Raw genomic sequence first — 17,044 nt, 5'->3', positions numbered from 1 at the left:
GAGACGGGGGACATACGGTTGCCCCTGTGATCAGATCCTCGACGAGCCGGAAGTCCTGGCGGCGCGACATCGCGCTCGTCCTCCTCGCCCTCGGCGCGATCCTCGCGGGGAGCCTGCTCGCCATCGCCCTGGGTCTCCGCGAGGCCCAGGTCCTCCTCATCGCCGTGGCCGGCGCCCTGGCCGCAGGTGCCTGGCTCACCACCGGACGCTGGCCGCGGACCTCCCTGGTCCTCGTCCCGGTGATCGTGTACGCCCTCGCCTGGCCGGTGGGGCTCACCGACCTCGAGGCGCTGCTGCTCCGCTCCCTCGCGGTCCTGGTCGTCGCGTTCCGTGCGGCGGTCGCCGGCGTCAGGTGGGCGGTGCTCCTGCCGCTCGTCGCCTTCGGCGCGTTGCTGTGCATCTACGACCCGGCCGCGAACTTCTCGGGGCTCGAGAACGTCCTCTGGCACCTCCTGGACGACCCCGTCCCGCGGACCCTGCTGATGGTGCTCCTCGTGTTCCTCCTCGTCCTCGGCCACATGATCCACCGGCAGCGCGAGGCCGCCCAGGCCCTCGTGCGGCGCGACGAGGCGCTGAAGGAGACCGAGCGCGAGCGCGACGCCGCCCGGGTGCGCACCGCGGTGGCACGCGACCTCCACGACACCGTCGCCCACCACGTCAGCGCGATCGTCATCCGCGCGCAGGCCGCCCTCCGCACCTCGTCCGACGATCCCGACGCGCTGCGCCGGACGCTCGAGGCCGTGGTCACGGACGGCGGCGAGGCGCTCACCTCCATGCGCCGGGCCGTCACCCTGCTGCGCTCCCCCGACGCCGCGACCACGCGGCCCCAGGGCTCACCCGCCGAGCGGCTGGACCGCGCCGTCGAGACGGTCAGGTCGACCGGCGTCTCCGTCGAGGTGTTCGGCGCGCTCGAGGGACCCGAGTACGCGCAGAACGCGATCGTCGAGGTCACCCGCGAAGCGCTCACCAACGTCATGAAGCACTCGGAGGGACGGCACGTGACCATCGACTTCCAGCACCGCGACCGACGGTTCCACGCGGTCATCGCCGACGAGGGTCCCGCGCGTCACCGCGAGGCGGGCGCGCCCGGCTTCGGCATCGTGGGCATGTCCGAACGCGCCATGTCCCTCGGCGGGACCCTCCGATCGGGGCCGACGGCCGAGGGCGGCTGGCGGACCGTCCTGTCGATCCCCATCGAGGAGACCCGAGAGGCGGCCGACCGATGAGCGGGACGATCACGATCGTCGTGGCCGACGACCAGCCGGTGATCCTCTTCGGGATCCGCGCGATGCTCGAGTACGAGGCCGACTTCACCGTCGTCGCGACCGCGGCGAACGGCCGCCTCGCGGTCGAGGCCGCGGCCGAGCACCGGCCGGACGTCGTCGTGATGGACATCCGCATGCCCGAGCTCGACGGCATCGCGGCCACCCGCCGCATCCTCGACGCGCAGACCGCCGGCGCGGTGCTCATGATCACCACCTTCGATGACGAGGAGTACCTCCTCGACAGCGCGCGGGCCGGCGCCTCCGGGTTCCTCCTCAAGGACGCGGGCGCCGACGTGCTCGCGGCCGCCGTGCGCAGCGCCGTCCGTGGCGATGCGCTGATCGACCCCGCCATGACCCGCGGCCTCCTGCAGCGCCGGATCGAGGCGACCCGCATCTCCGATCCGGCGAAGACCGCCCAGCTCGCCACGCTCACCGACCGGGAACGGGACGTGCTCGCGGCGCTCGTCGACGGGCTCAGCAACCTCGAGATCGCCGGCCGGCTGTTCATGAGCGAGGGCACCGTGAAGTCCCACGTGAGCGCCATCCTCGCCAAGTCGGAGTCGCGGAGCCGCGTCGGCGCCGCCGTCTTCGCGTACGAGAGCGGCTTCGTCGTGCCCGGGGAGGGCGACCGCCGCGGAGCGTGACCTCCGCGCGCGGTCGAGGCGACCGGTCCCCGCGTCAGGCGACGCGGACGCGCCGGTCGAGCCGCAGCACCAGGCGCTGGGCGGGGATCTCCACGTAGCGGTGGAGGATCCACGCGAGCGAGAGCGCGAGGAGGAACGCGCACAGCATCAGCGCGGTGGCCTCGGGCCAGGGCAGGACCGGCTGGCCGTCCGGCCACGGGGACGACACCGACCAGATGACCAGCACGTGGACGAGGTAGAACGCGAACGACACCTGGCCGAGCACCTGCCACCTGGGGCCCGCGAGGAACGTCCGGCCGCCGCGGGCGTCGACGTGCGCGAGGGACGCGATGAGGAGCGCGTAGGCGCCGACCTCGACGACGTGCCCGGGCTGGATCCAGCTCCCGTCGTTGACGGGGAGCATGGCGAGGATGGAGGCGGCGTAGCCGACGACGGCCAGGGTGACCGCCACCCGCAGGCGGGGCGGCGCCCACCGGTGCTCCCGCATGAGGACGGCCGCCGCCATGCCGATCACGAACTCCGGCAGGCGCAGGAGCGGGGTGGAGTCCCCGTTCATCGGCAGCGGCGACGCGGCCCCGATCCCCGGCGCCAGGAGCGCCACCGCGAGGCACCCGACGACCACGAGCCCCAGCGTGCGCGCCGAACGGCCGGACAGCAGGCGCATCAGCACGGGGAACAGCAGGTAGAAGAACGCCTCGCAGGCGAGCGACCAGCTCACGGGGTTGCCCGCCTGCCACCAGCCGCGGCTCCACGGGTTCACGAGCAGCACGTTCGCCGCCAAGGGGACGGGCCCGTCCGTCCTGATGCTCGGCACGAGCGTCGCCGCGACCACGAGCGCCAGCCCGATCCCGACCAGGTGCAGCGGGTACACGCGCGCCAGCCGCCGGATGTAGAAGGAGCGCGTCGAGCGGCCCGGGACGTGGCCCCACGCGAGCACGAACCCGGACAGGACGAAGAACATGGTCACGCCGGAGCGCCCGCCGGTGAAGGCACCCATCCAGGGCATCGCGGCCGGATCCGCGAAGTAGCGGACGACGAGGATGTGGAAGCCGAAGATCATCACCGCGGTGACCCACCGGAGTCCCGTCAGGGAGGGCAGGAGCGGCGCTGCGCCGGGCGCCGCCTGCGGCAGCGGGAGGACGGTCGGGAGTCGGAGGGAGGACATGCTCCGAGCGTGATCGCGACGCTCGCGACGCGGATCGGCCGCGCGACCACGGGTGCGCGCCGCTCGACCATGCCTGGCGAGCCGGACGACGGATCGCGCGTCGGCTGCCCGGCGGACCCCGGGCCCCGCGCCGGACTACCGCCCGCGCGCCGCCCGCCCGCGCCACAGCAGCCACACGAAGTACGGCGTGCCGACGAGCGCGGTCACGAGGCCGGCGCCGAGCTGGCCCGGGGCGATCACGGTGCGGCCGAGCAGGTCGGCGAGGGTCACGAGCGCGGCGCCCAGGAGGATCGCCACGGGCACGACGCGCGCGTGGCGGGATCCGACGAGCGCGCGGGCTGCGTGCGGCGCGACCAGGCCGACGAAGCCGATCACGCCGACCGCCGCGACCGCCGTCGCCGTGAGGACGACCGCGACCGAGAGCGCGAGCAGGCGGGAGCGGCCGAGCGAGACGCCGAGGAGGCGCGGGGTGTCGTCGTCGAGGGCGACGAGGTCGAGCATCCGGTGCCGCGGCGCCGCGACCGCCACCGCGAGCACGAGGGCGACCAGCACCGGCAGGGCGTCGTCGAAGCCGCGGCCGTAGGTCGATCCCGACAGCCACGTGAGCGCCTTCGCCCCGTTGAACGGGTCGGTGAGCACGATGATCATGCTGATGGCCGCGGCCGTGCCCGCCGAGACGCCGACGCCGATGAGCACGAGCCGGTTCTGCGGGAAGCCGCCGCGCGCGGCGAGGCCGAACACGACGGCCGCCGCGGCGAGCGCGCCCAGCCCGGCGGCGCCCGCGATGCCCCAGCCGGACGCGAGCGGGGCGGTGGTCACGAAGAGCACGGCGCCGAGGCCCGCGCCGCCGGAGACGCCGAGGATGGCGGGATCGGCGAGCGGGTTGCGGGTCACGGCCTGCACGAGCACGCCGGCGAGCGCGAGCGCCGCGCCCGCGAGCACGGCGGCGAGCACGCGCGGCACGCGGGTGTCGAGCACGTAGCTGACGACCGGGCCGGCGGTGCCGCGGATCCCGTTGACGACGTCGCCGAGGAGCAGCTTCGCGTCGCCGAGGAGCACCGACGCGAGCAGCAGCCCGACGAGCACCGCGACCAGCGCGCCGACGACGAGCGCGACCCGGCGGCGGGTGACCACGCCGTGGCGCTCGGTGGGCGCGGGCGTCGCGCTGTCGCGGGTGCGAACGGCGAGGACCACGAGCACGACCGCGCCGATGAGGGAGGTGACGAGCCCGGTCGGCACGGCGACGGACGCCTCGGCGCCGACCACCGCGCGCAGCAGCACGTCGGCGAGGAGCACGACCGCCGCGCCCATGAGCCCGGCGACGGGGATGAAGACCCACGAGCGGCGGACGCCCGGCACGAGCCGGCGCAGCGGCCGCACGAACGCGGGCGCGTACAGGCCGACGAAGCCGATGGGCCCGGCGACCGTCACCGCGGCGGCGGCGAGCAGCACCGAGGCGAGCACGGCGATCACGCGGGTCGCCCGCACGTCGACGCCGAGGCTGCGGGCGGCGTCGTCGCCGAGCCCGAGCGCGTCGAGCCGGCGGGTGATGAGCAGCAGGATCCCGAGCGCGACCACCACGACGGGCGCCATCTGCGCGACCGCGTCGAAGCCGTTCTGGCCGATGCCGCCCTGCCCCCAGCGGTAGAGGCCGCTGGTCTGCTGCGGGAAGAGGAGGAGGAGCGCGCTGGTGACGGATCCGAGGCCGAGCGCGAGCGCGCTGCCCGCGAGCACGAGGCGCACGGTGCCGGATCCCAGGCCCGAGACCGCGAGCACGACAGCCGCCGCGACGAGCCCGCCGACGAACGCGACGCCCGCGCCCGCGAGCACCGGCAGCGTGAGGCCCGTGACCGCCGCGACCGCGAGGGCCGCGTAGGCGCCCGCGTTCACGGCGAGGGTGTCGGGCGACGCGAGCACGTTGCGGCTCACCGTCTGGAGGGCGGCGCCGGCCGCACCGAGGGCGAGGCCCACGAGGATCCCCGCGGCCATGCGCGGCAGCCGCGAGGCCACCACGACGGACGCGTCGCCCGGCGTCGCGCGCCCGGTGAGCGCGTCCCACACCTCGCGCGGGCCGACCGCGGCGGTGCCCTGGGTGACGTCGATCACCGCGAGCACCGCCACGAGGAGCGCGAGCGCCCCGACGACCGCGACCGCCCGCACCGGGATCCGGCCGGCCCCGTCGGCGCGCGCGACGGCGGCGAGCGACGGGGCAGGATCCGGGATCGCCGCCGACGCGACGGACGCGGGAGGCGCGTCGGCCGGCGGGGGCGCGGTGCGGACGGGAGCGGTCATCGGATCAGCGGGATGCGGTTCGGCGGGGTGCGGGTCAGCCGGCCAGCAGGTCGGACACGGCCTTCGCGTACGCCGTCATCGACGCCGGGCCGCCGAACGCCCAGATGCCGTCGGGCATGCGGTGCACGTCGCCCGCGGTCACGAACGGCAGCGACTGCCACACGGCGTTGCCCGCGAGCGTGGTGGCGAACGGGTCGTCGCCCTGCGTGGAGTTGGAGTTGTAGAGGAACTGCACGTCGCCGACGGTCGTGAGGCCCTCGACGTCGGTGGATCCGAGGCCGTAGGCCGGGTCGACCTCGCCCGTCCACGCGTTCTCGAGGCCGAGCTCGGTCGTGACGTCGCCGATGAGCGAGCCCTTCCCGAACGGGCGGATGGTGACGGCGCCGGCGTCCACGTACGCGTCCGCGAACAGGAACCTCGAGCCGGCGAGCCCGGCCGCGTCGAGCTTCGCCTTGGCGTCCGTGACGGCCTGGTCGTAGGCGCCGATGACCTCGGTCGCCTTGTCCTCGGTGCCCGTCGCCTTCGCGATGAGCTCGAGGTTGTCCTCGCTCTGCTGGATCTGCTTGCTGCCGTCGGCGGAGTTCACCTGCAGCACGGGCGCGATCGCCTTGAGCTGCGTGATCGCGTCGGCCGGCAGGTCGGTGGTCGCGACGATGAGGTCGGGCGCGAGCGACGCGATGGTCTCCACGCTCGGCTCGCCGCGCGTGCCGATGTCGGCGGGCTCGTTGACGAGCGGCACGGCCGACGACCACGCGCTGTAGCCGGCGACGTCCGCGACGCCGACGGGATCCACGCCCAGCGACACGAGGTTCTCCACGACGTTCCACTCGGTGCCGACGACCTTGGTCGCGGGCCCGTCGAGCGTGACCTCCGCGCCGGTGCCGTCGGTGAGCGTGATCTGCTCGCCGGCGGGCGTCGTGCCGGATCCCGTGGACGCCTCCTCGGTCGTGCCGCATGCGGTCAGCGTGAGCGCTGTCGCGGCGGCGAGGGCGGTCATCGCCAGGGTTCGTCGTCTCGTGATCACGGGTGGAGCCTCTCGTTCCTGTGGTGGTGGCGGGCGACCGCGCGGGTGCGCAGGCTGCCCGTCGTCGGGTCCGCGTGGACCTCGACGGGGATGCCGTAGACCTCGGTGAGGAGGTCGGGGGTCAGCACCTCGGATGGGGTGCCGGTCTTCACGATCCGGCCGTCCGAGAGCAGCGCGACGGTGTCGGCGAGCGCGGCGGCCTGATCGAGGTCGTGGAGGACGACGCCGACGGCGATGCGCCCGTCGTCGGCGAGGTCGCGCACCAGGTCGAGGAGCTCGACCTGGTAGCGGAGGTCGAGGTACGTCGTGGGCTCGTCGAGGAGCAGCACCCCCGTCTCCTGGGCGAGGCAGCTCGCGAGCCAGACGCGCTGGAGCTGGCCGCCGGAGAGCTGGTCGACGCCGCGGTCGGCGAGGGCGGCGAGGCCGGTGAGGTCGAGCGCGCGATCCACGGCCGCGCGGCCCTCGGGATCCGCCCCGCCGAAGCGGCCGCGGTGCGGGTAGCGGCCGAACTCGACGACGTCGCGGACGCTCAGGCCGCCGGGCGTCGGCCGGCCCTGCGTGAGGAGCGCGACGCGGCGGGCGAAGCGGCGGAGGGAGAGGTCGAGGGCGTCGGACTCGCTGCCGTCGTCGGCGCTCGCGTCGCCGGCCGCGCCGCTCTCGTCGCGCAGCACGAGCGATCCCGAGCGCGCCGCCTGCAGCCGCGCCATCGTGCGCAGCAGCGTCGACTTGCCGCTGCCGTTCGGGCCGACGAGCGCGGTGACGCAGCCCGGCCGGATCTCGAGCCCGGCCCCGTGCACGACCTCCGTGTCGCCGTACGCCACCGTGATGTCGCGGGCCTCGAGGGCGGATGCGGCGGATGCGGCGGGCGTCGGATCCGGGTCCGCGGCGCGCGCGATCGGGGCGGTCGAGGCGGGGAGGGTCACGCAGGTGAGGTTAGCCTAACCTCATCATCCGCGACAAGCCGGGCGGGGATCCCGCCGCGGCAGCGGCTCAGGCCCGCGCGTCGGCGAGCGCCTCCGAGAGGTGCGCGCCCCACGAGCGATAGGTGCGCTGGTAGCGGCTCTCCTCCGACTCCGGCCGCCACAGCGCGCGCGTGAGCCCCTCGGGGAACGGGACGGCGCGCGTGCACGGGAGCCCGTCGATCACGTCGCGCGTGCTCCGGTTGAGGGCCTGCGCGTGGAGGCCCGCGGCGAGCCGCGCCGGCCGGGAGAGGCTCCCGGCGTTGTCGAGCGGCGGGATGTCGGCCACGAGGATCCACGCGTCCCGCGGCAGGTGCACCCGCAGCGCGTCGATGGCGCCCTGCATGTGCCGGCTCCACGCGCGGGAGGAGGTGACGCGCATCACGTCGGTGATCCCGGCGAGCAGCACGACCGCGTCCGCCCGCGCGAGGTCGTCCTCGGCGCGCTCGATCACGGCGGGCGCCTCGCGGAGGCGCGAACCGGGCAGGGGCGCGATGGACCAGTTGACGCCGCGACCGGTGCGCGTCGCGTGGTGCCGGGCGAGGAACGCGGGGAGGGCGATCTGGTGCGTGCGGACGCCGAGGCTGATCATGCCCATCTCGCCGACCACCGCGATCCGGTCGGGGTCCGGGCCGTCGACGGTGCCGTGCGCGGCGTCGTCCGGGTGGATGTCGCCGGACGCGTCGGACCGGCGGTAGAGGAACTCCCCCACCCGGGCGGCGATGCCGGGCAGGGCGAGCACGGGCAGGAGGGGAGCGAGGAGTCGGAGCATGGGGGTCCTGGGGCAGCGGGCGGATCCGGCGCGCTCCGCTCTCGGACGCCGACGTGCGGCGGCCCGCGCGGAGGGGCGGAGGGGGTCGCGGAGAGCGGGCTCTCCGTCGTGCGCACGGGGGATGGATCCGTGCGGCCCGAGGTCCAGGGGATGCCCCACCCTAGACGCGCGCGCTGACCGTCGGCCCGTCCGGACGATCGTCGGCGCCCGCGGGTCGCTCAGCCGGGCAGGTCCGCGGGCCCCAGCCGGTGCGCCCCGCGCAGCCAGGCGACCAGCTGCGGCGCGGTGGCGTCGGCGGACGACGGCAGCGGATCCGCGCTCGCCAGCGCGTGCGCGATGCCGCCGGGCGCGCTGCCCAGCACGGCGTCGAGCAGCGCCGCGCCCCGCAGCCCGACCTCGCCGAGCAGCTCGACCTCGCGCGCGTTCAGGCCCACCGGGAGGTCGCCGTTGCCGAGGTCGGTGCCGTAGGCGACCCGGCCGCCGAGCGCGACGTACCGGCGGGCGTTGTCGAGGGCCGTCGCGAGGTCGGCGCCGTCGTGGATCGCCAGGGTCGAGATCCAGAGCACGTCCCGCGCCGCGGACGCGCGCAGCGTGGCGTCGTCGAGCCGCTCGGTCCACGGCACGTGCACGAGCACGTCGGCGCCCGCCCGGATCGCGCGCGCCGCCTGCCCCGCGCCCTCCGCGTGCACGGCCGCGGGCAGCCCGGCGTCGTGCGCGGCGTCGACCAGCGCGGCCAGCACGTCGTCGGCGAGGAGCGGTCCGCCATCGTGCAGCACGATCTTCACCGTGCCGGATCCGCCCGCCCGCGCCTCCGCGACGGCGCCCGCCGCGTCCACCGCGCGCACCACCCCGCGCACCGCGGCCGAAGGCGCCCACGGGCGGTCCGAGGGGTAACCGCCCAGGGCGGTGTGGAACGGACCCGCGTAGCGGACCTCAACGCCGGCCGGCGGGCGGGCGGCGATGCGGGCGATCTCCGCGGGATCCCACCCGAGGTCGACCACCGCCGTGACGGGCGATCCGGCGAGCGCCGCGCGATCGACGAGCCCGAGGTGCACGTGCCGGTCGACCACGCCGTCGCTCAGGCTCAGGTCGAGCCGCCCGAGCACCTCGTCGGCCGGGTCGGCGAGCGCGACGCGACCGCCGGCGATCCGCACGGCGACCTCGCGGTGGATCCGGTCGAGCCGCAGCTCCCGCACGCGCCAGGCACCGCCGGACGCGTCGCGTGCGGCATCGACGGCGTCGTGATCCATGCGCCTCCCCGGGTCCCGCCGAACCTAGCGCGCCGCGGCATGTGCAGGGCCCGCGCCGCCGGATCCGCGCGGCCCGTAGCCTCGTGCCCCTCCCGTCCGAGCCGCAGCCCGAGGTCCCATGCCGCACGCCCCGCACCCCCGCACGCCGTCGGTCGCCCTCCCCGCGCACCGCGGCCGCCGGCGCCGCGCGTCACCGGGAGCCCGCGCGTGCTGAGCAGCCCCGACCGCGACGACGACCTCCTGCAGGAGCGGCTCCGCGCGCTGCACGACGTGTGGCCCGGGGATCAGGCCGACGACGACCCGCTCCGCGCGACCCGCCGCGCGACGGCCGCCGCGGGCGCCGACCGGGTCCGCGCACCGAGGCCCTCCGACCTCTTCCGCCTGGCGTGGCGCGCGATCCTCCGCCGACTCGGCGCCAGCGCGGCCGGCCTGCCCCTGCCGCCCGTCCGGGAGCCCGCGGCAGACGCGGATCCCGCGCCCGTCGCCGATCCGCCGCCCGCCATCGATCCCGCGCCGCACCACCCCTGACCTGCCACCCGCGGCGCCCCCGCATCGCTACCGTGGACCCGTGCCCACCGCCGCCGCCCCGCACCCCGCGCCGATCCCGCTCCCCGCCGCCGACCCCGGGTCGCCCTCCCCGGGGATCCGCGCATGAGCCGCCCCGGCGCCGCCCCCACCATCCACGACGTCGCCGCGCGCGCGGGCGTCTCCAAGTCGGTCGTCTCGCGGGCGCTCTCGGGGGCGCCGGGCGTGGCCCCCGCGACGGAGCGGGCGGTCCGCGACGCCGCCGCCGCGCTCGGCTACGTGGCCAACGCCCACGCGCGCGGGATGTCGGCGCACCGCACCCACACGCTCGGCGTGCTCGTGCGCGACGCGTCCACGCCCTTCTACGGGCACCTGCTCACGGCGCTCCAGCAGCGGGCGTCGGAGCGCGGATACCGGGTCGTGACGACGACGGGGTTCGGCGCCTTCGACATCGAGGAGGAGCGCAAGGCCCTCGAGACGCTCGTCTCGCTGCAGGTCGAGGGTCTCGTCGTGTGCAGCGGCGCGCTCCCGGTCGCCGACATCCTGCCGTCCGCGCGCCGGATCCCCACGGTCGTCGCGGGCCGCCCCGAGGTGGACGCGGCGCTCAGCAGCGTCTACTGCGACGAGCGGACGGGCGGACGCGGCCTCGCCGACCACGTGGCGTCGCTCGGCCACCGCCGCGTCGCCGTCCTCACGCTCCCGCCCGCCATCTCCCTCACGATGTCCGCCCGCACCCGCGCGATGCTCGACCGCCTCCGCGAGCTCGGCCTCGACGTCGTGCACGTGCGCGGCGAGGAGCACCGGGACGGGCACATCGACGGCGCGGACGGCGTCGCGCAGGCGATCGTCGACGCGGGCGGAGTGACCGCGATCATGACCCCGAGCGACGGGTGGGCCCTCGCGATCCTCGACGGCCTCGGCCGCCGCGGCATCACCGCCCCGGCGAGCGTCTCCATCACCGGCTACGACGGCCTGCCGCCCTTCACGAGCGCGCTCCTCGACTTCACCACCTGGCGTCAGCCGATCCCCGTGATCGGCGCCCTCGCCGTCGACGCCGTGGTCGACCGCATCGACGGCACCGTCACGGGCACGTGCCACATGGCGGTGGACGGCGCGCTGATCCCGGGCCGCACGGCCGTCGCCCTCCGCGCCTGACGCGCCCCGAGCGCGCGCACCGGTCAAGCGCACGCCGGTCGACCGCACGCCGAGCGTCGGCCGAGCGCCCGGTCCGCCCGGCCCGCCGGCACCACCCGTCCACCGGCCGTTCACCCCGCGGCCGCTCCCCTCCGCCCGCGGTGTGGCACGGTGGTCGTCGCATCGTAGGGAACGTTCCCTGCGCCGCTCGACGACAGGAGGATCCCGCATGGACCACGACGACCCGAACGACTACGACATCGCCGCACCCGACATCGTCCCCGCGTCGGCGAGCCGCGTCGAGATGCGCCCGTCGCTGCTCCCCCGCGACGACAGCGACCCCTACCGCTACGGGATCTTCCTCCGCCCCGACCCGCGCACCTGCCGGGCCGTGACCGTCGTCACCGACCAGATCCGCGCGCAGTACGGCCTCGTGTCCGCGGGCGCCTTCCCCCCGCACGCGACCCTCATCGGGAGCCAGCCGTTCGGGCACGACGAGGCGCGGGTGATCGAGGCGGTCACCGAGCTCCTCGCCGACCGGCCCGCCTTCCCCGTGCACAACGCGGGCGTCCGCGAGCACGGCTTCGGCTTCGTCTACGACGTCGACGAGCGGCCGGACGGCAGCAAGAACACCGAGCTGCTCGCGCTCGCGGCAGACATCGACCGCGTCGCGGCGCCGTTCCGCCGGCCCATGGACTCCCCCGAGCACCACGTGTTCGACCCCGCGCGCTTCCGGGCGCACCTCTCGCTCGCCTCGCACGACCTCCTCGTGCGCCCCGACCTGCACGACGAGGTCGGCGACTTCATCCGCGAGCTCGACGAGCCCGTCCCCACCGGCTTCGTCGGCGACACGGTCGTCATGTACCGCACCGCCAGCCCGGACTGGTCCGGCCGCTGGTGGACCACCCTCACCTGGGAGCACGTGCGCACCTGGACCCTCGGCGGCACCGCCCGCTGACCCTCGGATCCGCGGCGCGACGGGCCTCTCACCCTCGCCTCACCCTCGGTTCACCCGCGATTCGTGCACGACGTGTCCCCCTAAATGAGGACCAGCGTCGTAGAGTCTTCTCAGCACAGCGGGTTCCCCCCCCCGATGCCGCCGTGCGAATGGATACCCGACGAGCGCCCGCCGCGTCCCCCCGCCAGCGGGGCAGCTCATCAGATCCCTCCGCGGTCCGACCCGAACGGACGCGGCAGCAGCAGGAGCCCGACGCGCGCCGTACCCGCGGACGCGTCGGGCTCTTGTGCATCCGCGGGCGTCGGCGGCGACCGGACGGGGTCCGGCGATGTCCGGCCCGCGCGTGCCGTCCCCCGTCGGCCACCGCGACGCGCCAGGATGGAGGGACGGCCTGAGGGGGATCCATGCGCACGACCGTCTACACCAGCACCGCCACGCGACACATGACCGACGAGGACCTCGCGGAGCTCCTCGGCCAGTGCATCCGCAACAACGAGGAGGCGGGCCTCACCGGCCTGCTGCTCCATCGCGACGGGAAGTTCATGCAGGTGCTCGAGGGCCCGCACGACGCCGTGGAGGCGGTGTACGCCACCATCGAGGCGGATCCCCGCCACACCGACGTGCGCCTGCTGCTCGACGAGGAGATCCCCGCCCGGCAGTTCCCCCAGTGGTCGATGGGCTTCCGCACGGTGGACGACGCGACGCTCCGCGAGCTCCGCGGCTACGACGACTTCCTCGACAAGCCCGTGTCCGCCGCGGCCCGCCCCGACGCCCCGTCCCGCGCCCGCTGGCTCCTGGAGTGGTTCCGCACGCACCCGGTGTGATCCCGGCGGGCCTCGACACCGGGCCCGAGCGCGTGCCACCATATCGACATTCGTTGTAACGATGATCGATGGGACACGACATGGGACGCTCGCCTCTCGCCGGCACCGGATCCGCCGCGCGCCTCTCGCGCGCCGTCCTGTGGTCGGCCCTCGCGATCGCCGTGCTGGTGCTGCTGGCGGTCGCCGCGGCGGCCGTCGTGAGCGCGGTGGAGACCCTGCGGACCGGGGTGGTGCGCACGTCGCTCGAGATGCGCGGATCCCTGCCCGCCGAGGCCGACGCCGGCCCCGCCGACCTCCGCGCCGGCGCCTACCGCACGGCCGAGGTCGCGGTGGGCGAGCTGCCCGGCGGGATCGTCGCGCTGCACGTCGCCCGCATCGCGCTGGACGCCGCCGTGGGCATCGCGCTCGCGGGCACGGTCGCGATCCTCGCCCGCCGGCTGCTCCGGCCGGATCCGCTCGCCCGTCGCCTGAGCCTCGTGGTCACGCTGGCGGGCGGCACCGTGATGATCGCGGCGCTGCTCTCGCTCGGCGCGCGCACGGGCGTGGCCTGGATGGTCGGCGACGCGCTCAACGACCCGGACGTCGGGCTCGACGGCTTCTGGCCCGTCATCGCGGAGGTCGACGCCTCCACCATCGCGCTCGGCTTCGCCCTGATGATCGTCGGGCTGGTGGTCGAGCACGGCGAGACCCTGCAGCGCGACACCCGCGGCCTCGTCTGATGGGCGCCGACGACGAGGGCCCCACCGGCGTCCACTGCCGCCTCGACGAGCTGCTCGCCGCGCGCGGCATGACGCTCACGAGGCTGAGCGCGATCGTGGGCGTGAGCCAGGTGAACCTCTCGGTGCTGAAGAACGACCGCGCCCGGGCGATCCGCTACTCGACCCTCGTCGCGGTGTGCCGCGCGCTGGAGTGCGAGATCGGCGAACTGCTGGTGCTGGATCCGCCGACGGCCTGACGCGCGCCGCCCGCGGTGGTGGCCGGGTCAGCCGCGCAGCGCCGCGAGCGCCTTCTCGACGCGGCGCGCGCGGGTCTCGTCCGTCTTGGCCTCGCCGATCGGATCCACGAGGGCGCGCTGCCGGGTCGACGAGAGCGCGCGGAACGCCTCCGCGAGGGCCGGGTCCGCGGCGAACGCGGCCGCGACCTCGTCCGAGATCACGGCCTCGCGCGGCGCGGCGTCGAGCTCGATGGTCACCTCGACCTCGTCGTCGGCGGCGACACCCGACGCGGCACGATGCGCCGCGCTGAGCGGGATCAGCGCCTGGCCGCCCATCGCGCCGACGCTCGTGCGGTACGTGTGGCCCGCGACGGTCACGACGACCGAGGGGCGCTTCCCCGCGCCCAGCTCGTCGAGGGCCTCCGGGGGCACCGGGAGGCCGGTCGCGTTGACGCGGGCCTGCATGACGCGGGTGCGGAAGGTGGGCATGGCGGCTCCTCGGCGAGCGGGCGCGGCACGGGCGGCCGCGGTGGACCCGAGGCTAGGCCCGGCGATCCGGCTTCGTCGAGACGGCCACCGTGAACTTCGCGTTCCGACCCGCCTCGCGCGTGGGGCCGACGATGCGCGTCAGCTGCGGCCGGTAGCCGAGCGGGCCGTTGTAGACGGTCCAGAGCTGGCCGCCGGGTCGGAGCATGCGGGCCGCGGCGGCGAAGAGGCGCGGGGCGAGGCCCGCGTGCACGGTCGCGCCCGTGTGGAACGGCGGGTTCAGGAGCACGAGGTCGGCGGATCCGTCGGGCACGGTGGATCCGGCGTCGTCGCGCACCACGGTCACCCGCTCCGCGACCCCGTTGGCGGCGACGGTCGCGCGCGCCGAGTCGACGGCCGCCCACGACTGGTCGGTCGCGACGACCCGCAGATCCGGCAGCGCGAGCGCCACGGCCGACGCGATGACGCCCGTGCCGCAGCCGAGGTCGACCGCGACGCGGGCGTCGGCGGGCAGGTCGGCGAGGAAGGAGAGCAGGAAGCGCGTGCCGATGTCGATCTTGGATCCGGCGAAGGCGGCGCCGTGCGCGCGCACCTCGAGGCCGAGGTCGGGGTGCGACTCGCGGCGGGGGTAGGCGTCGACCTCGTCGCCGGTCGCGGGGAGCGGCTCGCGCGCCACGAGGATCCGCGACTTCTGCCGCGCCAGCGTCGCGTGCACGTCGCCGAAGCGGCGGCGGAGCACCTCGGTCATCGCGGGCGTCATGTGCTTCACGCGGCCGCCGGCGAGCACGGTCACGTCGTCGGCCGCGGCACGCGCGACCGCCCCGGCCCACTCGTCGAGGGCGTCGAGGCTGCGGGGCAGGCGCGCGACGACGACCCGGGCGCCCGCGGCGAGCGCGTCGTCCAGCCCGTGGTGGGCGATCTCCGCGGTCTCGCCGAGCAGCTCCGCGTTGAGGTCGAGCGCGGTCTCGGAGGCGAGGGCGTCCTGGTGAACGCGGATGCGCACGGGATCCACGGCGCCCGCACGGCGCAGCGCGGCCGCGGCGCCGAGCGCGAGGGCGCCGTACTGGTCGCCGATCACGACGAGCTCCTCCGGCCGCACGGGACGGCCGGTGTCGGAGGCCGCGTCGAGCAGCGCGATCAGCTCGTCGAGGAGCAGCCGGTCGGCCGCGTCCACGGCGAAGAGGTTCTCGGCCTCGACGTCGGGCCGGCGGCGCAGCGCGCCGAGGTCCAGCAGGTCGTCGGCAGCGGATGACGTGGTGGGAGCGTCGCTCACCGCGCGTCGCGCCCGGAGCCGTCGCGGTCGTCGCCGGGCATGGCGAGCGCCGCCCGGTACAGCACGACCTCGGTCGGCCGCGAGGGCCGCACGCCCGCGCGCAGCGACACCACGTCGCCGTCGCCGCGCGCCGCGAACACGCGGCGGCCGGGCCGCGACAGCAGCTCGTCGGCGAGCGCCGACTCCAGCTGGCGCACGCGCCCGCGGAGCTCGCTCACCTGGTTCTCGAGCTCGAGGATCCGCGCGATGCCCTCCAGGCTCACGCCCTCCGCGCCCAGCCGGGCGACCTCCCGCAGCTGCACGATGTCGCGCATCGAGTAGCGGCGGGAGCGCCCGGCGGTGCGGGTGGGCGACACGAGGCCGAGGCGGTCGTACTGCCGGAGCGTCTGCGGGTGCATGCCCGACAGCTCGGCCGCCACGGAGATCACGAAGACGGGGGCGTCCTCGTCCATCGTGTCGCGGGGATCCACGTCAGCTCCTGGCCCGCTCGATGAGCTCGCGGCGCGGGTCCTCGTCGGGTCCCGAGCTGGCGAACGCGTCGAGCGCCACGCGCTGGGCGTCGGTGAGGCGCGACGGCACCGCGACCTCGATGCGCGCGAGCAGGTCGCCCGTGCCCTTCGGGGTCGTGACGCCGCGGCCCTTGACGCGCAGCACCTTGCCGCTGGACGTGCCGGGCGCGACCTTCAGCCGCACCGGGTCGCCGCCGAGCGTGGGCACCTCGATGGTCGCGCCGAGCGCGGCCTCGGGGAACGTGACGGGCACGTTGACCCGGAGGTTCAGCCCGTCGCGCTCGAACACGGGGTGCGGTCGCACGTGCACGGTGAGGATGATGTCGCCCGACGCGCCGCCGTCGCCCGACGGCTCGCCCTTGCCGGCGAGGCGGATCTTCTGCCCGTCGGAGACGCCGGCCGGCACGCGCACCGTGAGGGGGCGGCCGTCGGAGTCCTGCAGGCGCACGACGTCGCCCTGCACCGCGGTGAGGAAGTCGACCGTGGTGGACGCCGTGACGTCGCGGCCCTTGGTGGGCGCGCCGTAGCCCCGGTAGCCGCCGGTCGACTGGCCGAAGCCGCCGTTGCCGAACATGCCGCCGAGGATGTCCTCGAACCCGCCCTGGCTGTACTGCGGCTGGCCGGATCCGAACCCGGCCGCACGCCGCCCGCGGCCGCCGGCCTGCTGGCCGAACATGCCGCCGAACACGTCCTCGAACCCGCCGCCCGGCGCGCCGGCGCCGGGTGCGCTGAATCGCGCGCCGGATCCCATCGCGCGGATCTGGTCGTACTCCTTGCGCTGCTCCTTGTCGGCCAGCACGGCGTGCGCCTCGCTGATCTCCTTGAAGCGCGCCTCGGCCGACGGATCCGGGTTGCTGTCCGGGTGGTACTGCCGCGCGAGCTTGCGGTAGGCCTTCTTGAGGTCGGCCTCCGAGACGTCCTTGGACACTCCGAGGACCTTGTAGAAGTCCTTGTCGAACCAGTCCTGGCTGGCCATCAGACGCCTCCCTTCTTCGTCGTCTCGTGGTGGGGGCCGCACGACCCGGTCCGG

The 17,044-nt window shown here is 75.7% G+C and carries 18 protein-coding genes; 8 read left to right on the top strand and 10 right to left on the bottom strand.

Features of this window, described 5'->3' with window-relative positions; all coding sequences use genetic code 11:
* Positions 1 to 26 precede the first annotated feature (26 nt).
* Together JOE38_RS16035 and JOE38_RS10880 are read left to right on the top strand one after the other, a co-directional pair.
* The gene (locus JOE38_RS16035; RefSeq protein WP_204576293.1) at positions 27 to 1,226 is read left to right on the top strand and encodes a sensor histidine kinase; all 1,200 of its coding nucleotides are present in this window, start codon (positions 27 to 29) and stop codon (positions 1,224 to 1,226) included.
* Complete coding sequence (locus JOE38_RS10880) at positions 1,223 to 1,909, top strand: response regulator (RefSeq protein ID WP_204576292.1); 687 nt, start codon at positions 1,223 to 1,225, stop codon at positions 1,907 to 1,909. The genes JOE38_RS16035 and JOE38_RS10880 overlap by 4 nt, the downstream gene beginning before the upstream one ends.
* A gap of 34 nt (positions 1,910 to 1,943) precedes the next feature.
* On the opposite strand, the gene JOE38_RS10875 is transcribed toward JOE38_RS10880, so the two are convergent.
* The 6 genes from JOE38_RS10875 to JOE38_RS10850 all read right to left on the bottom strand — a co-directional run bounded on the left by JOE38_RS10875 (position 1,944) and on the right by JOE38_RS10850 (position 9,371).
* Positions 1,944 to 3,074 carry an acyltransferase family protein gene (locus JOE38_RS10875; protein WP_204576291.1) on the bottom strand — a complete coding sequence of 377 codons (1,131 nt, stop codon included), beginning with the start codon at positions 3,072 to 3,074 and terminating at the stop codon, positions 1,944 to 1,946.
* Between the two features lie 135 nt (positions 3,075 to 3,209).
* Complete coding sequence (locus JOE38_RS10870; protein ID WP_204576290.1) at positions 3,210 to 5,366, bottom strand: iron ABC transporter permease; 2,157 nt, start codon at positions 5,364 to 5,366, stop codon at positions 3,210 to 3,212.
* A 34-nt stretch (positions 5,367 to 5,400) separates the two neighbouring features.
* Positions 5,401 to 6,390, bottom strand: coding sequence for an iron-siderophore ABC transporter substrate-binding protein (locus tag JOE38_RS10865; RefSeq protein WP_307838860.1), 990 nt, complete (start codon positions 6,388 to 6,390; stop codon positions 5,401 to 5,403).
* Positions 6,387 to 7,313: an ABC transporter ATP-binding protein gene (locus tag JOE38_RS10860; RefSeq protein WP_204576289.1), complete on the bottom strand. Its 927-nt coding sequence runs from the start codon at positions 7,311 to 7,313 to the stop codon at positions 6,387 to 6,389. Before JOE38_RS10860 ends, JOE38_RS10865 begins: the two co-directional genes overlap by 4 nt.
* A gap of 67 nt (positions 7,314 to 7,380) precedes the next feature.
* Complete coding sequence (locus JOE38_RS10855; RefSeq protein ID WP_204576288.1) at positions 7,381 to 8,121, bottom strand: hypothetical protein; 741 nt, start codon at positions 8,119 to 8,121, stop codon at positions 7,381 to 7,383.
* Positions 8,122 to 8,339: 218 nt separating this feature from the next.
* Complete coding sequence (locus tag JOE38_RS10850) at positions 8,340 to 9,371, bottom strand: hydrolase (protein ID WP_204576287.1); 1,032 nt, start codon at positions 9,369 to 9,371, stop codon at positions 8,340 to 8,342.
* Positions 9,372 to 9,578: 207 nt separating this feature from the next.
* Between JOE38_RS10850 and JOE38_RS10845 the strand changes: the two genes are divergently transcribed.
* From JOE38_RS10845 to JOE38_RS10820, 6 genes are all read left to right on the top strand, one after another.
* On the top strand, positions 9,579 to 9,899 hold the full coding sequence (locus JOE38_RS10845) for a hypothetical protein (protein WP_204576286.1): 321 nt from the start codon (positions 9,579 to 9,581) through the stop codon (positions 9,897 to 9,899).
* 123 nt (positions 9,900 to 10,022) lie between these two features.
* The gene (locus JOE38_RS10840) at positions 10,023 to 11,051 is read left to right on the top strand and encodes a LacI family DNA-binding transcriptional regulator (protein WP_204576285.1); all 1,029 of its coding nucleotides are present in this window, start codon (positions 10,023 to 10,025) and stop codon (positions 11,049 to 11,051) included.
* A 208-nt stretch (positions 11,052 to 11,259) separates the two neighbouring features.
* Positions 11,260 to 11,988: a 2'-5' RNA ligase family protein gene (locus JOE38_RS10835; protein WP_204576284.1), complete on the top strand. Its 729-nt coding sequence runs from the start codon at positions 11,260 to 11,262 to the stop codon at positions 11,986 to 11,988.
* 404 nt (positions 11,989 to 12,392) lie between these two features.
* Positions 12,393 to 12,812: a BLUF domain-containing protein gene (locus tag JOE38_RS10830; protein ID WP_204576283.1), complete on the top strand. Its 420-nt coding sequence runs from the start codon at positions 12,393 to 12,395 to the stop codon at positions 12,810 to 12,812.
* Between the two features lie 80 nt (positions 12,813 to 12,892).
* On the top strand, positions 12,893 to 13,531 hold the full coding sequence (locus tag JOE38_RS10825) for a hypothetical protein (protein ID WP_204576282.1): 639 nt from the start codon (positions 12,893 to 12,895) through the stop codon (positions 13,529 to 13,531).
* On the top strand, positions 13,531 to 13,767 hold the full coding sequence (locus tag JOE38_RS10820) for a helix-turn-helix domain-containing protein (protein ID WP_204576281.1): 237 nt from the start codon (positions 13,531 to 13,533) through the stop codon (positions 13,765 to 13,767). Before JOE38_RS10825 ends, JOE38_RS10820 begins: the two co-directional genes overlap by 1 nt.
* 27 nt (positions 13,768 to 13,794) lie before the next feature.
* On the opposite strand, the gene JOE38_RS10815 is transcribed toward JOE38_RS10820, so the two are convergent.
* The 4 genes from JOE38_RS10815 to JOE38_RS10800 are packed head-to-tail and all read right to left on the bottom strand — an operon-like array spanning position 13,795 to position 16,990.
* Complete coding sequence (locus JOE38_RS10815; protein WP_204576280.1) at positions 13,795 to 14,235, bottom strand: YdeI/OmpD-associated family protein; 441 nt, start codon at positions 14,233 to 14,235, stop codon at positions 13,795 to 13,797.
* A gap of 52 nt (positions 14,236 to 14,287) precedes the next feature.
* Positions 14,288 to 15,505 carry a class I SAM-dependent methyltransferase gene (locus tag JOE38_RS10810; RefSeq protein WP_204576279.1) on the bottom strand — a complete coding sequence of 406 codons (1,218 nt, stop codon included), beginning with the start codon at positions 15,503 to 15,505 and terminating at the stop codon, positions 14,288 to 14,290.
* Positions 15,502 to 15,957, bottom strand: coding sequence for a heat shock protein transcriptional repressor HspR (locus tag JOE38_RS10805; RefSeq protein WP_204577181.1), 456 nt, complete (start codon positions 15,955 to 15,957; stop codon positions 15,502 to 15,504). Before JOE38_RS10805 ends, JOE38_RS10810 begins: the two co-directional genes overlap by 4 nt.
* 19 nt (positions 15,958 to 15,976) lie before the next feature.
* On the bottom strand, positions 15,977 to 16,990 hold the full coding sequence (locus JOE38_RS10800) for a DnaJ C-terminal domain-containing protein (protein ID WP_204576278.1): 1,014 nt from the start codon (positions 16,988 to 16,990) through the stop codon (positions 15,977 to 15,979).
* Positions 16,991 to 17,044 lie beyond the last annotated feature (54 nt).

The sequence above is a fragment of the Clavibacter michiganensis genome (genome assembly GCF_016907085.1).
GTDB lineage: Bacteria > Actinomycetota > Actinomycetes > Actinomycetales > Microbacteriaceae > Clavibacter > Clavibacter michiganensis_O.
The sequence above is the reverse complement of the archived record's forward strand: the minus strand, read 5'-3'. Positions and strand labels throughout refer to the sequence as shown.